We start from the raw sequence: 15935 nt of genomic DNA on the forward strand, positions 1-15935 counted from the left end.
ACGTGATCGATATCAGCGAATCCGTGATGCAGTTCCTTCTCGCGTTGATCGTCGCCGGCCCGCTCGTCGGCGCCGCCGCCGCTCTTCTCCCGGCCCCGCCCGGGCTGAAGGGGAAATCCCCCGACCAGGCCGTGCTCCGCCACGGTGTGATCGTGACCGGCGTGATCCTGGCCGCCGCGATCGTCCTCACGCTGGGCTTCGACCATGACCAGCCGTCGAGGATCCAGGCGAGCACGGACATCACGTGGATCCCCGCACTCGACGTGCGCCTCCACCTCGGTGTCGACGGCATTTCCCTCCCCCTCCTGGTCATGACCGCGCTGCTGACCTTCCTCTGCGCGCTCTACAGCTACTTCAAGATGCCGAGCGGGCCTTCCCCCAAGGCCTTCGTCGCCCTGCTGCTCGTCCTCGAGTCCGGCACGCTCGCGACCTTCGCCGTCCTCGACCTGATCCTGTTCTTCCTGGCCTTCGAGATGGTCCTCATCCCGATGTACTTCCTCATCGCCCGCTGGGGCGGCGAGGGCAAGCAGGCCGCCGCCTGGAAGTTCATCCTCTTCACGCTGCTCGGTTCGGTCGTCATGCTGCTCGGCCTGCTCCTCATCGGCGTGAAGGCGGGCACGTTCGACATGGTGGCACTGGCCACTGACAACGGCCGCGGACTGACCACATCCGTGCAGGTCATCGCCGTTCTCGCGATCGGGATCGGGCTCGCCGTGAAGACCCCGATGTGGCCGCTGCACAGCTGGCTCCCGGACGCCCACACCGCCGCCCCGACGGTCGGCTCGGTCCTCCTCGCCGGCGTCCTGCTGAAGATGGGCACGTACGGATTCGTCCGGATCATCCTCCCCATCGCCCCGGACGGCATGCGGGTCTTCGCCCCCTACCTCGCCGCCTTCGCCGTCGCCGGCATCATCTACGGATCGCTCGCCTGCCTCGCCCTCGCGAAGCCCGGCAACAAGGGCGACCTCAAGCGCCTGATCGCGTACTCCTCCGTCGGCCACATGGGCTTCGTGCTCCTCGGCATCGCGACCATGACCCCCACCGGGGTCAACGGCGCCCTCTTCGCCAACATCGCCCACGGCCTCATCACCGGCCTGCTCTTCTTCCTGGTCGGCGCGCTCAAGGACCGGTACGGCACCGCCGACCTCGACACCCTCGCCGGCGCCACCGGCGCAGCGCTCTACGGCCGCGCCCCGCGCCTGGGCGGACTGCTCGCCTTCTCCGCCGTCGCCTCCCTCGGACTGCCCGGCCTCGCCGGCTTCTGGGGCGAGATGCTGGCCCTGTTCGGCGCCTTCGAACCGGCCGCGGGCCTCAGCCGCCCCGCCTTCCTCACCTTCATGGCGATCGGCGCCTTCGGCACCCTGCTCACCGCCGCGTACCTGCTCGTCGTCGTCCGACGGGTCTGCATGGGCGGCCCCCGCCCGAGCGGGGAGACGGTGATCACCGACGTCCAGGGCTACGAGTTCGCCGCCTGGACCCCGCTCGTCGCCCTCACCGTCCTCGCCGGCCTGTGGCCCGCGGTCCTCCTCGGCCTCACCGATCCGGCCGTCCAGAAGCTCCTCGCGGGAGGAAACTCGTGACGACCACGAACCTCGTCCAGTCCGTCGACTGGCTCGCGATCGCACCCCCCACCCTCACCGCCGTGGTCGCGCTGGCCGTGCTCGTCGCCGACCTCTTCGTCCCGGAACGGCACAAGCAGCTCCTCGGCTGGACCGCGATCGCCGGGCTCGTCGCCTCGATCGCCCTGCTGATCCCGCTGCGCGCCGGCGACCGCTCGACCTTCTGCCTCACCACCGAACCGGCCGCGACCGCCGCGTGCAGCTACACCGCCGACCGCTTCACCCTCGTCATCCAGTTCCTGGTGCTCGGCGGGGCGCTGCTCACCGCCCTCCTGTCGCTCGCCGACACGCGCGACAAGCTCCCCGCGGGGGAGTACTGGTTCCTGCTGCTCTCCTCGGCCGCCGGCGCGGCGCTGCTGCCCGCCTCCCGCGACCTCGCGACCCTCGTCGTCGCCCTCGAAGTGGCCTCGCTGCCCGCCTTCGCGCTCGTCGGCCTGCGCCGGGGCGACCGGCAGTCCAGCGAGGCGGCGCTGAAGTTCTTCCTCTCCTCCGTCACCGCCACCGCCGTGACCCTGCTCGGCGTCAGCTTCGTGTACGGCGCGACCGGCACGCTCCACCTCACCGAGCTCGCCCAGCGCCTCGACGACGTCCCCGGGCAGCTGGAGACCCTCGCCCAGGCCGGCGTGGCCCTCACCCTGGTCGGCTTCGCCTTCAAGACGGCCGCCGTCCCCTTCCACTTCTGGGTCCCCGACACCTACGTCGGCGCCCCGCTGCCCGTCGCCGGCTACCTCTCCGTGGTCGGCAAGGCCGTCGGCTTCACCGGCCTCATCCTGGTCACGGTCGTCGCGTTCCCCTCGTACGCGGACGTCTGGGGCCCGGCGCTCGCCGTCATCGCCGCGCTCACCATGACCGTGGGCAACGTGGCCGCCCTGCGGCAGGTCTCCACGCGCGCGTGGAGCGCGGTCCGGCTGCTCGCCTGGTCCTCGGTCGCCCAGGCCGGCTTCCTCCTGGTGCCGATCGCCGCCGCCGCGTACTCCAGCGACGACCAGGTCGGTGCCACTGTCGCGTACGCCCTGATGTACGCCGTCGTGAACCTCGGCGCCTTCGCGGTGGTCGTGCTGGTCTCGCGTACGCACCCCGAGAACCGGATCGCCGACTACCGCGGCCTGTACGCCACCCACCCGCTCCTCGCCCTCACCATGGGCTTCTTCCTGCTCAATCTGGCCGGTCTGCCGCCCGGTATCATCGGCCTCTTCGCCAAGGTCACCGTCTTCTCGGCGGCGGTCGACGCGGGTCTCGGCTGGCTGGCCGTGATCATGGGCGTCAACGTGGTGATCGGCCTCTACTACTACCTGCGGTGGACGGCGCTGCTGTTCCGCGCGCCCACGGTGGAGAAGGCCCACGCGCGCGTGCCCGCTCCGGTCACCCTGGCGATCGCGGTGGCCGCTGTCGTCGGCGTCGTGCTGTCGGGCTACCCGCAGTTCGCGCTGCGCTTCGCGGCGACCACGCTCTTCTGAGCCCCGCAGCCCCGCAGCCCCCAGCCCCGCCCCCACCTCCCCCCACAGAGAAACGCATCAAGGAGCTTCACCCGTGCTGAACGGTTTCAAGGACTTCATACTCCGCGGCAACGTCGTCTCGATGGCCATCGGTCTGGCCGTCGGATCGGCCTTCACCGCGGTCGTGACCGGCTTCAGCAAGGCGTTCATCACCCCGCTCATCGGCCTCGCCACGGGCTCGGTCGGCGACTTCAGCGAGGCCAAGTTCTCGGTCGGCAAGACGATCTTCCCGTACGGTCTGGCGATCTCCGCCGCCATAGCGTTCGTGATCACCGCCGGGGTGCTCTACTTCCTCATCGTCGCCCCCATGGCGAAGGTCCAGGAGAGGTTCGCCAAGGAAGAGGCCGACGCCAGGTCCGAGAAGCGCGACTGCCCCCACTGCTTCTCCGAGATCCCGGCCATCGCCACCCGTTGTGCCCACTGCACCAGTGAGGTCGAGCCCGTCGCCACCACGCTGGAGAAGATGGGCCTCCCGGCCGCGCGCTGATCACCCGTACGGCCCACAGCGCCCCCTGCGAGGGCAGGGGAACCCGTGCCTCCCGCCTGGCGTTGACCTGTACGGGAGGGTCCACTGGACCTGGAGGTCCCCCCGGACGAAGTCTGGGGGAGGACCACCACAGAGCAAAGGGTTCCCCTGCCGCACCACTTGGAGGGCGTACCGTGCACCGCCGGCACAACGGGCTGAGGACCGCCGTACTCCTCGGAGGGCTCTCGGCCCTCATCATTCTCATCGGCAGCTTCTTCGGGCGTACGGGGCTGATCGTCGCGCTCGTGGTGGCGCTCGGCACCAACGCGTACGCCTACTGGAACAGCGACAAGCTGGCCCTGCGGGCCATGCGGGCCCGGCCGGTCAGCGAGTTCGAGGCGCCCGAGCTCTACAGGATGGTGCGGGAGCTCTCCACCCAGGCCCGCCAGCCGATGCCCCGGCTGTACATCTCGCCGACCCAGGCCCCGAACGCCTTCGCCACCGGCCGCAACCCGCGCAACGCCGCCGTGTGCTGCACCGAGGGCATCCTGCAGATCCTCGACGAGCGCGAGCTGCGCGGCGTCATCGGCCACGAGTTGAGCCACGTCTACAACCGGGACATCCTGATCTCCTCGGTCGCGGGAGCTCTCGCCTCCGTGATCATGTTCCTGGTCAACTTCGCCTGGCTGATCCCGATCGGCCGCTCCAGCGACGACGACGGCCCAGGCCTGCTCGGCATGCTGCTGATCATGATCCTCGGCCCCGTCGCCGCCTCGGTCATCCAACTCGCCATCTCCCGCTCGCGGGAGTACGAGGCGGACGCCTCCGGCGCCCAGCTCACCGGCGACCCGCTCGCCCTCGCCAACGCCCTGCGCAAGCTCGAGACGGGCACGAAGCAGCTGCCGCTGCCGCCCGAGCCCCGGATCGAGACCGCAAGCCACATGATGATTGCCAACCCCTTCGGAGCGGGCAGAGGGGTTTCGAAAATGTTCTCGACGCACCCGCCGATGGCGGAGCGCATCGCCCGACTCGAACAGATGGCAGGTCGTCGCCCGTGAAGACAATCCTCAACATCATCTGGCTGATCCTGTGCGGCCTCTGGATGTTCCTCGGCTACATGCTGGCCGGCGTCCTGCTGTGCATCACGATCATCGGCATCCCCTTCGGTCTCGCCGCCTTCCGTATCGGCGTCTACGCCCTCTGGCCCTTCGGCTACACGGTCGTGGACCGCAGCGACGCGGGCGCGGCCTCCTGCGTGGGCAACGTGCTGTGGCTGATCCTCGCGGGCTGGTGGCTGGCGCTCGGCCACATCACCACCGGCATCGTGCTCTGCATCACGATCATCGGCATCCCGCTCGGCATCGCGAACTTCAAGCTGATCCCTGTCTCGCTGCTGCCGCTGGGCAAGGAGATCGTCCCCACGGACCAGGCGTACCCGTACGGATTCGCGGGCGCGGGCCGCTGACGCAGAACCCGATGCCTCAGGAACGCGGGTGTTCGCGCCGTCCTCGACTGACCGCGTACGCGACCGTCCCCACCGCGAGGACCCCGACCCCGGCCAGGACGGAGGCCGGCGGCAGCGCGAACGCCAGCGCCCCGCACCCGGCCAGGCCCAGTGCGGCGAGCGGGCGGTGCGAGCGGCCCAGCGTCCACGCGGAGGCGTTGGCGATCCCGTAGTAGACGAGCACGCCGAAGGACGAGAAGCCGATCGCGCCCCGTACGTCCGCCGTGGCCGCCACCACGGCCACCACCGCGCCGACCGCGAGCTCCGCCCGGTGCGGCACCTGGAAGCGGGGGTGGACGGCGGCGAGTCCGGCCGGAAGGCGACCGTCCCGGGCCATCGCCAGGGTCGTACGGGACACCCCGAGGATCAGTGAGAGCAGCGAGCCCAGCGCGGCGACGGCCGCGCCGACCGTGACGACGGGGACGAGCCAGCCGGCGTCGGCCGCCCGGGCCGCGTCCACGAGCGGGGCGGCGGAGGCCGCCAGGGCCTGTGGCCCGAGGACGGCCAGGACACACACCGCGACCGCCGCGTACACGGCGAGCGCGATGCCGAGGGCCACGGGGACGGCCCGGGGGATCGTCCGGGCCGGATCGCGCACCTCCTCGCCGAGCGTGGCGATCCGCGCGTACCCCGCGAACGCGAAGAACAGCAGCCCCGCCGCCTGGAGCACCCCACCGGCCGTCACGTCCTCGCCCGGGGCGAGCCGCCCGAAGTCACCCTCACCCGTGCTCACCAGAGTGACGATCAGGGCCGCCAGGACCGCGAGGACCAGCGCCACGATCACTCTCGTGAGCAGGGCGGACTTCTGTACACCGCGGTAGTTCACGGCCGTCAGCGCCACCACGGCCGCGACGGCCACCGCATGCGCCTGCTCCGGCCAGACGTAGGCCCCGACGGTCAGCGCCATCGCCGCGCACGAGGCCGTCTTGCCGACGATGAACGCCCAGCCGGCCAGATGGCCGAAGAACGGCCCGAGACGTTCGCGACCGTACACATAGGTGCCCCCCGACGCCGGGTACACGGCGGCGAGCCGGGCCGAGGACATCGCGTTGCAGTACGCGACGAGCGCGGCGAGCCCGAGCGCCGGCAGCAGCCCCGAACCGGCCGCGCCGGCCGCAGGACCGAGCGCGACGAAGATGCCGGCGCCCACCATCGAGCCGAGCCCGATGACCACGGCGTCGAAGACCCCGAGCGAGCGGCGCAGTTCCTGTGTCATGCACCGCACACTACGGTGCGCCGCAACCGCGCCCGACGCACCCGCGTCTTCCCCGGCATGAACGTCATCAGCTGGATCGTCCTGGGCCTGCTCGCGGGTGTCGTCGCCAAGGTCCTGCTCCCCGGCCGCGACCCGGGCGGGCTCATCGGCACGACCCTCATCGGCATAGCCGGCGCCTTCATCGGCGGCTGGATCTCGTCGACCTTCCTGGACCGCCCGATCGCCACCGGCTTCTACGACACGGCCACCTGGCTCTCGGCCATCGGCGGCTCGCTGGTGCTGCTGATCGCGTACCGGATCCTCTTCGGCCACTCACGCTCGCGCTAAGGCCTGGTCTCCCGGAGACCGGTCTCCCGCAGGGTGATGTTGAGCCGCCCGGTCAGTCCCAGCGCCGGATCGGCCGTGCCGGGAAGGACTTTGGACACCCCGTGGTACGCGAAGCGCGACGGCCCGCCGAAGACGAACAGATCCCCGGACGCCAACTCGACGTCGGTGTACGGCTTCCCGCGGGTCTCGGTGTTCCCGAACCGGAACACGCAACGGTCGCCGAGGCTCAGCGACACCACCGGCGCACCGGACCGCTCCTCCTTGTCCTGGTGCAGCCCCATCTTCGCGCCGGCGCCCGCGTCGTAGAAGTTCACCAGCGCGGTGTCGGGCGCAAAACCGCCGTCTTCCCCGTAAGCCTCGCTCACGGCCGCACGCCCCAACGCACTCAACCAGTCGGGCAGTTCGACGCCCACCGTGTCGAGATAGCGGTACGGCACCCAGCGCCGCCCAAGGCAGAGCGACTGCACGGACATCACCCCGCCGCCCGGCAGCACGGTGTGCCGGTACGGCACGGGCCCACGCCCCCACTCCCGGCAGGCGGCCACCAACTCCCGCTGCCGGTCCAGGGACAGCCACCCGGGCACGTGCACCGCGCCCGGAGCGACCTCCGCCCGCTCACGGGCGAACAGCCCGTCCATCACGCCACCAGGGCGCCTTCGAGCCCGAGCAGCCGCTCCTTGCGCTCCAGGCCCGCCGCGTACCCGCGCAGACTCCCGTCCGCGCCGATCACCCGGTGGCAGGGCCGCACCACCAGCAGCGGGTTGCGCCCGATCGCGGTGCCGACGGCCCGCACCCCGGCCCCGGAGGAACCCACCTGCCGGGCGATGTCCCCGTACGAGACGGTGGCGCCGTACGGGATCTCCTCCAGGGCCCGCCACACGCGCCGCTGGAACTCCGTCCCCCCGTCCGCGTACGCGATGTCGAACCGCTCGCGTCGCCCCGCGAAGTACTCGGCCAGCTGCCCGGCGATCTCCTCGAAGGCCTCGGGCGCGTGCCGCCAGCCGTCCTCGACGGCGGCGGCACCCTTCTGCCCGGGCAGCGACAGCGAGACCAGCGCGGTGCGCCCTTCCTCGCCGGTGCCCCGCCCGACGAGCAGCATCTCGCCCAGTGGCCCCTCGACGTACGCGTACACCGTCATGGCAGTTCCTCTCCTCGCGCTCACTCCGCGTCCAGTGTGCGAGGCCCGCCGCCCCTGGGGCTGGCGGATTTCGGACACGCAGCTCGTGACTAGCGGTAGTTCACGAACTGGATCGCGAAGTCGAAGTCCTTGCCCTTGAGCAGCGCCTGCACGGCCTGCAGGTCGTCCCGGCTCTTCGAGCTGACCCGCAGCTCGTCACCCTGGACCTGCGCCTTGACGCCCTTGGGGCCCTCGTCGCGGATGGCCTTCGCGACCTTCTTGGCGTTCTCCTGGGAGATGCCCTCCTCGATCGTGGCGAAGATCTTGTACTCCTTGCCGGACAGCTGCGGCTCACCGGCGTCCAGCGACTTCAGCGAGATCCCGCGCTTGATCAGCTTGGTCTCGAAGATGTCGAGGATCGCCTTCACGCGCTCCTCGCCGTTCGCCTGCATCAGGATCTTCTCGCCCGACCAGGAGATCGAGGCGTCGGTGCCCTTGAAGTCGTAGCGCTGCGAGATCTCCTTCGCGGCCTGGTTGAGGGCGTTGTCGACCTCCTGCCGCTCGACCTTGGAGACGATGTCGAAACTGGAGTCGGCCATGACGTGTGGCTCCTTGCGTCGAATGCGTTGCGGTTGCGTTGGCGTACGAAGGCAAGCCTAGTCATCCGATCACGCCCGAACCGCTGATCAATCCGGTGGCGAAGCACCCCTGAGGATCAGGTATCGTTTACGTCGTTGCCACGGAGCACCGCCGAAAAGCGGCTCCGAGCAGCGACATCCCATGGCGGTGTGCCCGAGTGGCCAATGGGAGCGGACTGTAAATCCGTCGGCTTAGCCTACCCAGGTTCGAATCCTGGCGCCGCCACGCGATAGAGAAGGTCCCCGGTGCTTGCACCGGGGACCTTCTTCTTTGTGCGACGGCGCTGTCCGGCGGCCTCGGGCGGGCGGCCTTTCGCGCGGTGGGTCAGTTGCCCGCCATGTCCTTCACCGCCACCGACACCGGGATCGAGCCGCTGATCACTTCCAGGGTCAGGCCGGCCGTCGCCGGTGTCTCCAGGAGTTCCGCCAGGACCGCCGCCACGTCGTCGCGGGGGATCGGCCCGCGGCCCGTCGAGGCCCCCAGACGGACCAGGCCCGTGCCGGCGTCGTTCGTCAGCATGCCGGGGCGCAGGATCGTCCAGTCCAGGCCCTCGCGGGCGCGCACGGAGTCGTCCGCCGCGCCCTTGGCGCGCAGGTAGGCGTCGAAGACCTCGTCGCCCTTGTGCGTGGCGTCGGCGCCCATGGACGAGACCACCAGGTAGCGGCGTACGCCCGCCCGTTCCGCCGCGTCGGCGAAGAGGACCGCCGCCGCGCGGTCCACCGTGTCCTTGCGGGCGGTGCCGCTGCCCGGGCCCGCGCCCGCCGCGAAGACCGCCGCGTCCGCGCCCTGCAGGACCGCCGCGACCATCTCCACCGACGCCGACTCCAGGTCCAGCACGACGGGTTCGGCGCCCGCCGCACGCAGGTCGTTCGCCTGCTCCGGATTGCGGATGAGCCCCGCCGGCTCGTGCCCCGCAGCCGAGAGCAGCCGCTCCAGACGCAGGGCGATCTGACCGTGTCCTCCAGCGATGACAATGCGCATACTCACGACCGTACGACGGGACCGGCCGGAGGGCTTCCCGGCTCCGGACGGGCCTGGCGCGGCAGGTCGAGCGCCGCCGCCGAGTCGCAGTACTCCCGCACCGCGCTCGTCCGCGCCACCACGCGGCCCCGGTGGACCACGATCCGGCTGTACGCGAGGGACAGCACGCCCGAGAGGCGCTCCCCGCGCACCGCGAGCAGCTCGGCCGGGAACCCGGCCTCCACCCGTACCTCCGCCAGCCCCATCGCCGTACGGGCCGCCGCGCTCACCGCCCCGTACGCGTCCACGGCCGGCAGTCCGCCCAGCGAGGCCAGCAGATACGCGGCCTCCAGCGGGTCCCCGCGCCCCACCGGGTTGGAGACGTCCCGCAGCGCCCCGCCGCCCGCCGCGAGCCGCACCCCCGCGGCCCGCAGCAGCCGGACCGGTGGGGCGCCGCGCAGCTCGGTCGCCCCGCAGCCGCCCTGCGGGAGGCAGACCACCGTCACACCGGCCGCCGCCAGTTGGTCGGCGGCCCGTCGCGCCGCCTCCGCGGGCAGCCGGGCCAGGCCCGCGCACGGCCCGATCGTCACCCCGGGCCGCAGCCCGCCCGCCATCGCCGCCAGCCGGGCGAGCCGCGCCGGGTCGTCGCCGTCGGTGTGCAGATCGACCGGGCAGCCGTGCTCCGCCGCCACCTCCAGGACCGCCTCCACGTACCCGGCCGGGTCGGGGTCGAGGTCCGGGCAGCCGCCCACCACGCCCGCGCCCATCTTCAGGGCGTCCCGCAGCATCGCGAGGCCGTCCGCGCCCGCCACGCCGGTGAGCACCCGGGGCACCGCGACCGTCGTCAGGTCCGCCAGGCCGCGCAGCGAGCGCCGGGCCTGGAGGACGGCTTCGAGGGGCCCCAGGCCCTGTACGTCGCCGATCCGGACGTGCGCGCGCAGCGCGGTCGCGCCGTGGCCGAGCTGCAGCAGCGCGGCCTCGGTGGCCCGTCGCTGCACCTCCTCGGGGGCGTACGAGACGGGGCCCGGGGAGTCGGCGCTGAGGGCGGTGTCGGCGTGCGCGTGCGGCTCCGCGGGGGCGGGGAGCAGCAGATAGCCGGCGAGGTCCACGCGGGCGCCGACGGCGGTGAGGCTGCCGGCCGTGCCCACGGCCTCGATCCGGCCGCCGCCGAGCCGGACGTCGACCGTCCGTCCGTCGGTGAGCCGGGCGTTGGAGAGCAGGAGCGAGGTGGAGTCGGCGGTGGCGGCGGCCCAGTCGTCGGGCGGCTGGGGCTGCTTGCTGTCGGCTGACATCGGGCTCCTCACGGCTCCTCAAGTTCCAGCTCACGTTCCAGCTCAAGATCAAGATCACGCAGCGTGGGGCCGAGCCTAGGGGCGGTCGGGCCGCCCTTCGAGGAGGAGCGCAATAGTCGTACTGATGAGGCCACGTGTGGCGTACGGGACGTGTGAGCAGGAGCGCTCGGGGAGCCTCGGGGGAGGGCCGGGAAACGGATTTGGGCGATCGGCGGAGGACCGTGTAATGTCTTCATCGCTCGCCCCAATAGCTCAGTCGGTAGAGCGTCTCCATGGTAAGGAGAAGGTCTACGGTTCGATTCCGTATTGGGGCTCTGGTGAGAAGGAGCCCGCCTTCGGGCGGGATCCAGATCATCAAAGCGGTGTAGCTCAGTCGGTAGAGCAAGCGGCTCATAATCGCTGTGTCACCGGTTCAAGTCCGGTCACCGCTACACACAGTAGCCGATTGTGGGGTCGGTCCTTCGATCGGCTACTCTTCTATGCGTTCATCCGTCCATCCGTCCGTCCAAGGAGCACTCACGTGGCTGCCACCGACGTCCGCCCGAAGATCACGCTGGCCTGCGTGGAGTGCAAGGAGCGGAACTACATCACCAAGAAGAACCGGCGTAACAACCCGGACCGTCTTGAGATGAAGAAGCACTGCCCTCGCTGCAACTCGCACACTGCGCACCGCGAGACGCGCTAATCAGGCTCGTACACGAGGCCGTCCCCACCAGGGGGCGGCCTCGTGTCGTTTGTCGGCAACAAATCCAGGAGGTATCGAGTCCATGGCGCTCGACCAGTCCTTCGTGGGCCGGACCTATCCGCCCACCGCGCCCTACGAGGTCGGCCGCGAGAAGATCCGCGAGTTCGCCGAGGCGATCGGCGACGCGAATCCCGCCTACGTCGATCAGGAAGCGGCGAAGACGCTCGGTCACCCCGATGTGATCGCCCCGCCGACTTTTGTGTTTGCGATCACGTTCAAGGCCGCGGGGCAGGTCGTCGAGGACCCGCAGCTGGGCCTGGACTACAGCCGAGTCGTGCACGGCGACCAGAAGTTCGCGTACACCCGGCCGGTGCGGGCGGGGGACCGGCTGTCGGTCACCTCCACCATCGAGGCGATCAAGTCGATGGCGGGCAACGACATCCTGGACATCCGCGGCGAGGTCCACGACGAGACCGGCGAGCACGTCGTGACCGCGTGGACCAAGCTCGTGTCCCGCGCCCCCGAGGAGGTCTGAGGATGACCGCGAAGATCACTTACGACGAGGTCGAGGTCGGCACGGAGCTGCCGGCGCAGTCCTTCCCCGTGACGCGCGCCACGCTGGTGCAGTACGCCGGCGCCTCCGGGGACTTCAACCCGATCCACTGGAACGAGAAGTTCGCGGTCGGGGTCGGCCTGCCGGACGTCATCGCGCACGGCATGTTCACCATGGCCGCGGCGATCCGCGTCGTGACCGACTGGGCCGGCGACCCGGCGGCCGTCGTCGAGTACGGCGTGCGCTTCACCAAGCCGGTGGTCGTGCCGAACGACGACAAGGGCGCCCTGATCGAGGTCAGCGCCAAGGTCGCGGCCAAGCTGGACGACAACCAGGTCCGGGTGGATCTGACCGCGATGTCGGCGGGCCAGAAGGTTCTGGGCATGTCCCGGGCCGTGGTCAGGCTCGCGTAGAGACCGGCAGAGACCGGGGGTGGCCGCGGGATGCGGTCGCCCTCGGCTCCCCCTTGACCAAGTTAGTGATTGAGTACTAACTTATTCGCATGGTCAGGATGAGTGCGGAGGAGCGGCGCGAGAGCGTCATCCGCGCGGCGATGAGCGAGTTCAGCCGCGGCGGGTACTACGGCACGTCCACCGACGCGATCGCCAAGCGCGTCGGTGTCTCGCAGCCGTACCTCTTCCGTCTCTTCCCCGGTAAGAAGGCGATCTTCCTGGCGGCGTCCGAGCGCTGCCTGGCGGACACCCGACGGGTCTTCCAGGAGGCCGCCGAGGGGCTGACGGGGGAGGAGGCCCTGCATGCCATGGCCAACGCCTACACCCGGCTCATCGCCGAGCAGCCGGACCGGCTCCTGATGCAGATGCAGGTCTACGTCGCGGTGGCCGCCGCGGAGGAGGCCGGTGACCACGAGTTCGGCGAGGCCGTCCGGGCCGGCTGGATGGAGCTCTGGGAGACCGTCCACCTGCCGCTCGGCGCGGACGTCAACGAGACCACGACCTTCCTGGCGTACGGCATGCTCGTCAACACCCTCGTCGCCATGGGATTTCCGCCCGAGCACCGGGTCTGGGAGGGGTTCTACCCCTCCGCCCGTCGCCTCGGTCGTCTGGAGAAGTAACGCCTTCCGCGTGATGCGTACCGGTTTTTCATGATCGCGAAAGTTAGTCATCAATAACTAACCTGAGACCTGAGAGGCACGCAATGAACCAGCCAGCAGCCCGCCGCGGTTCCGCCGCCTGGGCCCTCGTCATCACCAGCGTCGCCGGCTTCATGGCGGCCCTCGACAACCTCGTCGTCACCACCGCCCTGCCCTCGATCCGCGAGGACCTCGGGGGAGCGCTGCACGACCTCGAATGGACGGTGAGCGCGTACACCCTCACCTTCGCCGTGCTGCTGATGTTCGGCGCCGCCCTCGGCGACCGCTTCGGCCGCCGCCGGCTCTTCGTCGTCGGACTCGCCGTCTTCACCGGCGCCTCCGCCGCGGCCGCGCTCGCGCCCGGCATCGACGCGCTGATCGCCGCACGCGCCGTCCAGGGCGTGGGCGCCGCGATCATGATGCCGCTCACCCTCACCCTGCTCACCGCGGCCGTCCCGGCCGCCAAGCGTGGGATGGCGTTCGGCATATGGGGCGCCGTCAACGGACTCGCCGTCGCCTCCGGACCCCTCATCGGCGGCACACTCACCGAGCACATCTCCTGGCAGTGGATCTTCTGGCTGAACGTCCCGCTCGGCCTCGCCCTCCTGCCGCTCGCCCGGCTGCGCCTCGCCGAGTCGCACGGCACCGGCGCCCGCCTCGACCTCGTCGGCACGCTCCTCGCCAGCGGCGGCCTGTTCGGCATCGTGTACGGACTGATCCGCGGCCCGATCGACGGCTGGACCTCCGCCACCGTTCTCACCGGACTGATCGCCGGCTCCGCGCTCATCGGCGGATTCATCCACCACGGCATCCACGGCAAGGCGCCGATGCTGCCCATGCGGCTCTTCCGCGACCGTGCCTTCTCCGGGATCAACGCGGCCAGCCTGCTGATGTTCCTCGGCATGTTCGGCTCGATCTTCCTGCTCAGCCAGTACATGCAGGGCGTGCTCGGCTACTCGCCGACCGAGGCCGGCCTGCGGATGCTGCCCTGGACCGGTATGCCGATGATCGTCGCGCCGCTCGCGGGCGCCCTCTCCGACCGGATCGGCGGCCGCCCGGTCGTCGCCGCGGGGCTCGCCCTCCAGGCTCTCGGCCTCGCCTGGTTCGCGCTCGTCGTCACCCCCGACGTCTCGTACGCCGCCCAGCTCCCCGCCCTGATCGTGAGCGGCGTCGGAATGGCGCTGTACTTCGCGCCGGCGGCCAACCTCGTGATGTCCAGCGTCCGCCCGTCCGAGCAGGGCATCGCGTCCGGCGCCAACAACGCCCTGCGAGAGGTCGGCGGCGCCCTCGGTGTCGCGGTGATGGCCTCGATCTTCGCCGCCCAGGGCGGGTACGAGTCGGCGCAGCGGTTCGTGGACGGCCTGGAGCCCGCGCTGTGGGTCGGGGCGGGGATGGTGGCCCTGGGTGCGGTGGCGGCGCTGTTCGTACCGTCGCGGCGCCGGGCCGCGGCGGCGGCCGAGGCCGAGGCCGAGAAGCCTGAGCTGATCGCCGCGTGACGGTGAGCTGGTCGCCCTTCCGGCCGAGCCGGAAGGGCCCGCTCCGTCCGGGGCCCGCAGCACGCGGAGCCTCCCGCAGGCTCCGGGGCGCGGCGGGTGGACCCTCCCCCGGGCCCCGGGTGCGGCCGGCGGAGCCTCCCGCGGGCCCCAATGTGTGGCCGGCGGGGCCTTCCGCAGGTCCCGGGGCGCGGCCGGCGGGGCCTTCCCCCGGGCCCCGGGGCGCGGCCGACGGAGCCTCCCGCAGGCTCCGGGGCGCGGCCCAGATCCCATCGCGCGCGCAAGGGGATCTGCGGTCGGCCCGTACTCTTGAGCCCGTGCAGCTTCTCCACGACGCCCCCCTCGCCCCCCTGACCACCTTCCGGCTCGGCGGCCCCGCGACCCGGCTCGTCACGGCCACCACCGACGACGAGGTGATCGCCACGGTCCGCGAGGCGGACGCCACGGGTACCCCGCTGCTCGTCATCGGTGGCGGATCCAACCTGGTCATCGGCGACAAGGGCTTCGACGGGACCGCCCTGCGCATCGCCACCACCGGCTTCGCGCTGGACGGCACGAAGCTGGAGCTGGCCGCCGGCGAGGTCTGGACGGACGCCGTGGCGCGCACGGTCGAGGCCGGGCTCGCCGGGATCGAGTGCCTGGCCGGGATCCCCGGATCCGCGGGCGCGACCCCGATCCAGAACGTCGGCGCGTACGGCCAGGAGGTGTCCGCCACCATCACCGAGGTCGTCGCCTACGACCGCCGGGCCGACGAGACGGTCACCCTCACCAACGCCGAGTGCTCCTTCTCGTACCGCCACAGCCGCTTCAAGGCCGTTCCGGACCGCTACGTCGTGCTGCGCGTCCGCTTCGAGCTGGAGGACGCGGCCGGTCTCTCCGCGCCGATCAAGTACGCCGAGACCGCCCGAGCCCTCGGCGTCGAGGCCGGCGACCGCGTCCCGCTCGCCCAGGCCCGCGAGACCGTCCTGAAGCTGCGGGCCGGGAAGGGCATGGTCCTGGACCCCGAGGACCACGACACCTGGTCCGCCGGCTCCTTCTTCACCAACCCGATCCTGACGCCGGGGGAGTACGAGACCTTCCTCGCGCGGGCGACCGAGCGGCTCGGCCCGGACGTGACCCCGCCGGCCTTCCCCGCGGGCGAGGACGGGCAGGTCAAGACCTCGGCCGCCTGGCTGATCGACAAGGCCGGCTTCACCAAGGGGTACGGCTCCGGCCCCGCCCGTATCTCCACCAAGCACACCCTCGCCCTCACCAACCGGGGCGAGGCCACCACTGAGGACCTCCTCGCGCTCGCCCGCGAGGTCGTCGCTGGGGTGCGCGACGCCTTCGGGATCACGCTCGTCAACGAGCCGGTGACGGTCGGCGTCAGCATCTGAGCGTTCCGATCCGGGCATTCCGTGGAACCCTCCGGGCTCCCCAGGTTGTCGAGTGAGTGACAGGCTCCCGGAGAGCGGGGGCCGCACGCTCGTCGAGGGGGA

Annotated in this window: 18 protein-coding genes and 3 tRNA genes; 15 read left to right on the top strand and 6 right to left on the bottom strand. The window is 71.2% G+C overall.

Going from position 1 to position 15935, the window contains the following annotated elements; translation table 11 throughout:
* The first annotated feature begins 26 nt into the window (after positions 1-26).
* From ABZ939_RS28090 to ABZ939_RS28110, 5 genes are all read left to right on the top strand, one after another.
* Positions 27-1580 carry an NADH-quinone oxidoreductase subunit M gene (locus ABZ939_RS28090; RefSeq protein WP_361861035.1) on the top strand — a complete coding sequence of 518 codons (1554 nt, stop codon included), beginning with the start codon at positions 27-29 and terminating at the stop codon, positions 1578-1580.
* Positions 1577-3076, top strand: coding sequence for an NADH-quinone oxidoreductase subunit N (locus ABZ939_RS28095; RefSeq protein ID WP_361860907.1), 1500 nt, complete (start codon positions 1577-1579; stop codon positions 3074-3076). The genes ABZ939_RS28090 and ABZ939_RS28095 overlap by 4 nt, the downstream gene beginning before the upstream one ends.
* A 73-nt stretch (positions 3077-3149) precedes the next feature.
* Positions 3150-3602 carry a large conductance mechanosensitive channel protein MscL gene (mscL, locus tag ABZ939_RS28100; RefSeq protein ID WP_361860909.1) on the top strand — a complete coding sequence of 151 codons (453 nt, stop codon included), beginning with the start codon at positions 3150-3152 and terminating at the stop codon, positions 3600-3602.
* A 173-nt stretch (positions 3603-3775) separates the two neighbouring features.
* A complete protein-coding gene (gene htpX / locus ABZ939_RS28105) occupies positions 3776-4639 on the top strand; it encodes a zinc metalloprotease HtpX (protein ID WP_361860912.1) in 864 nt (287 codons plus the stop codon).
* Positions 4636-5046, top strand: a complete 411-nt coding sequence (locus ABZ939_RS28110) for a YccF domain-containing protein (protein WP_361860915.1) — start codon at positions 4636-4638, stop codon at positions 5044-5046. Before htpX ends, ABZ939_RS28110 begins: the two co-directional genes overlap by 4 nt.
* A 16-nt stretch (positions 5047-5062) precedes the next feature.
* Here the strand turns inward: ABZ939_RS28110 and ABZ939_RS28115 are convergent, their stop codons facing one another.
* Positions 5063-6301: an APC family permease gene (locus ABZ939_RS28115; RefSeq protein WP_361860917.1), complete on the bottom strand. Its 1239-nt coding sequence runs from the start codon at positions 6299-6301 to the stop codon at positions 5063-5065.
* A gap of 57 nt (positions 6302-6358) precedes the next feature.
* On the opposite strand from ABZ939_RS28115, the gene ABZ939_RS28120 reads away from it, so the two are divergent.
* Positions 6359-6628, top strand: coding sequence for a GlsB/YeaQ/YmgE family stress response membrane protein (locus ABZ939_RS28120; protein WP_361861038.1), 270 nt, complete (start codon positions 6359-6361; stop codon positions 6626-6628).
* On the opposite strand, the gene ABZ939_RS28125 is transcribed toward ABZ939_RS28120, so the two are convergent.
* The 3 genes from ABZ939_RS28125 to ABZ939_RS28135 form a co-directional block, all read right to left on the bottom strand.
* Entirely contained in the window at positions 6625-7266 is a 642-nt protein-coding gene (locus ABZ939_RS28125) for an alpha-ketoglutarate-dependent dioxygenase AlkB (protein ID WP_361860920.1), read from the bottom strand. The genes ABZ939_RS28120 and ABZ939_RS28125 overlap by 4 nt on opposite strands.
* Positions 7266-7766, bottom strand: coding sequence for a methylated-DNA--[protein]-cysteine S-methyltransferase (locus tag ABZ939_RS28130; protein ID WP_361860923.1), 501 nt, complete (start codon positions 7764-7766; stop codon positions 7266-7268). Before ABZ939_RS28130 ends, ABZ939_RS28125 begins: the two co-directional genes overlap by 1 nt.
* Before the next feature lie 89 nt (positions 7767-7855).
* A complete protein-coding gene (locus ABZ939_RS28135) occupies positions 7856-8344 on the bottom strand; it encodes a YajQ family cyclic di-GMP-binding protein (RefSeq protein ID WP_147980723.1) in 489 nt (162 codons plus the stop codon).
* Positions 8345-8527: 183 nt separating this feature from the next.
* Between ABZ939_RS28135 and ABZ939_RS28140 the strand changes: the two genes are divergently transcribed.
* A tRNA-Tyr gene (locus tag ABZ939_RS28140) sits at positions 8528-8609 on the top strand.
* 99 nt (positions 8610-8708) lie between these two features.
* On the opposite strand, the gene ABZ939_RS28145 is transcribed toward ABZ939_RS28140, so the two are convergent.
* Both ABZ939_RS28145 and ABZ939_RS28150 read right to left on the bottom strand, forming a co-directional pair.
* Positions 8709-9365, bottom strand: a complete 657-nt coding sequence (locus ABZ939_RS28145) for an SDR family oxidoreductase (RefSeq protein WP_361860926.1) — start codon at positions 9363-9365, stop codon at positions 8709-8711.
* Between the two features lie 2 nt (positions 9366-9367).
* Positions 9368-10636 carry an amidohydrolase family protein gene (locus tag ABZ939_RS28150; protein ID WP_361860929.1) on the bottom strand — a complete coding sequence of 423 codons (1269 nt, stop codon included), beginning with the start codon at positions 10634-10636 and terminating at the stop codon, positions 9368-9370.
* Between the two features lie 241 nt (positions 10637-10877).
* On the opposite strand from ABZ939_RS28150, the gene ABZ939_RS28155 reads away from it, so the two are divergent.
* The 8 genes from ABZ939_RS28155 (at position 10878) to ABZ939_RS28190 (ending at position 15833) form a co-directional block, all read left to right on the top strand.
* Positions 10878-10950, top strand: a tRNA-Thr gene (locus tag ABZ939_RS28155).
* Positions 10951-10994: 44 nt separating this feature from the next.
* Positions 10995-11067 (top strand) — tRNA-Met (locus ABZ939_RS28160).
* An 89-nt stretch (positions 11068-11156) separates the two neighbouring features.
* Entirely contained in the window at positions 11157-11321 is a 165-nt protein-coding gene (gene rpmG, locus ABZ939_RS28165) for a 50S ribosomal protein L33 (RefSeq protein WP_003956487.1), read from the top strand.
* An 82-nt stretch (positions 11322-11403) separates the two neighbouring features.
* On the top strand, positions 11404-11856 hold the full coding sequence (locus tag ABZ939_RS28170) for a MaoC family dehydratase N-terminal domain-containing protein (protein ID WP_361860932.1): 453 nt from the start codon (positions 11404-11406) through the stop codon (positions 11854-11856).
* Between the two features lie 2 nt (positions 11857-11858).
* The gene (locus ABZ939_RS28175) at positions 11859-12287 is read left to right on the top strand and encodes a MaoC family dehydratase (RefSeq protein WP_361860935.1); all 429 of its coding nucleotides are present in this window, start codon (positions 11859-11861) and stop codon (positions 12285-12287) included.
* 89 nt (positions 12288-12376) lie between these two features.
* The gene (locus ABZ939_RS28180; RefSeq protein WP_361860938.1) at positions 12377-12946 is read left to right on the top strand and encodes a TetR/AcrR family transcriptional regulator; all 570 of its coding nucleotides are present in this window, start codon (positions 12377-12379) and stop codon (positions 12944-12946) included.
* Positions 12947-13029: 83 nt separating this feature from the next.
* On the top strand, positions 13030-14460 hold the full coding sequence (locus tag ABZ939_RS28185) for an MFS transporter (RefSeq protein ID WP_361860940.1): 1431 nt from the start codon (positions 13030-13032) through the stop codon (positions 14458-14460).
* A 287-nt stretch (positions 14461-14747) separates the two neighbouring features.
* Entirely contained in the window at positions 14748-15833 is a 1086-nt protein-coding gene (locus tag ABZ939_RS28190; RefSeq protein ID WP_361861041.1) for a UDP-N-acetylmuramate dehydrogenase, read from the top strand.
* Positions 15834-15935: the final 102 nt, after the last annotated feature.

The organism is Streptomyces sp. NPDC046712, assembly GCF_040645695.1.
In the GTDB taxonomy this organism is placed as follows: Bacteria; Actinomycetota; Actinomycetes; order Streptomycetales; family Streptomycetaceae; genus Streptomyces.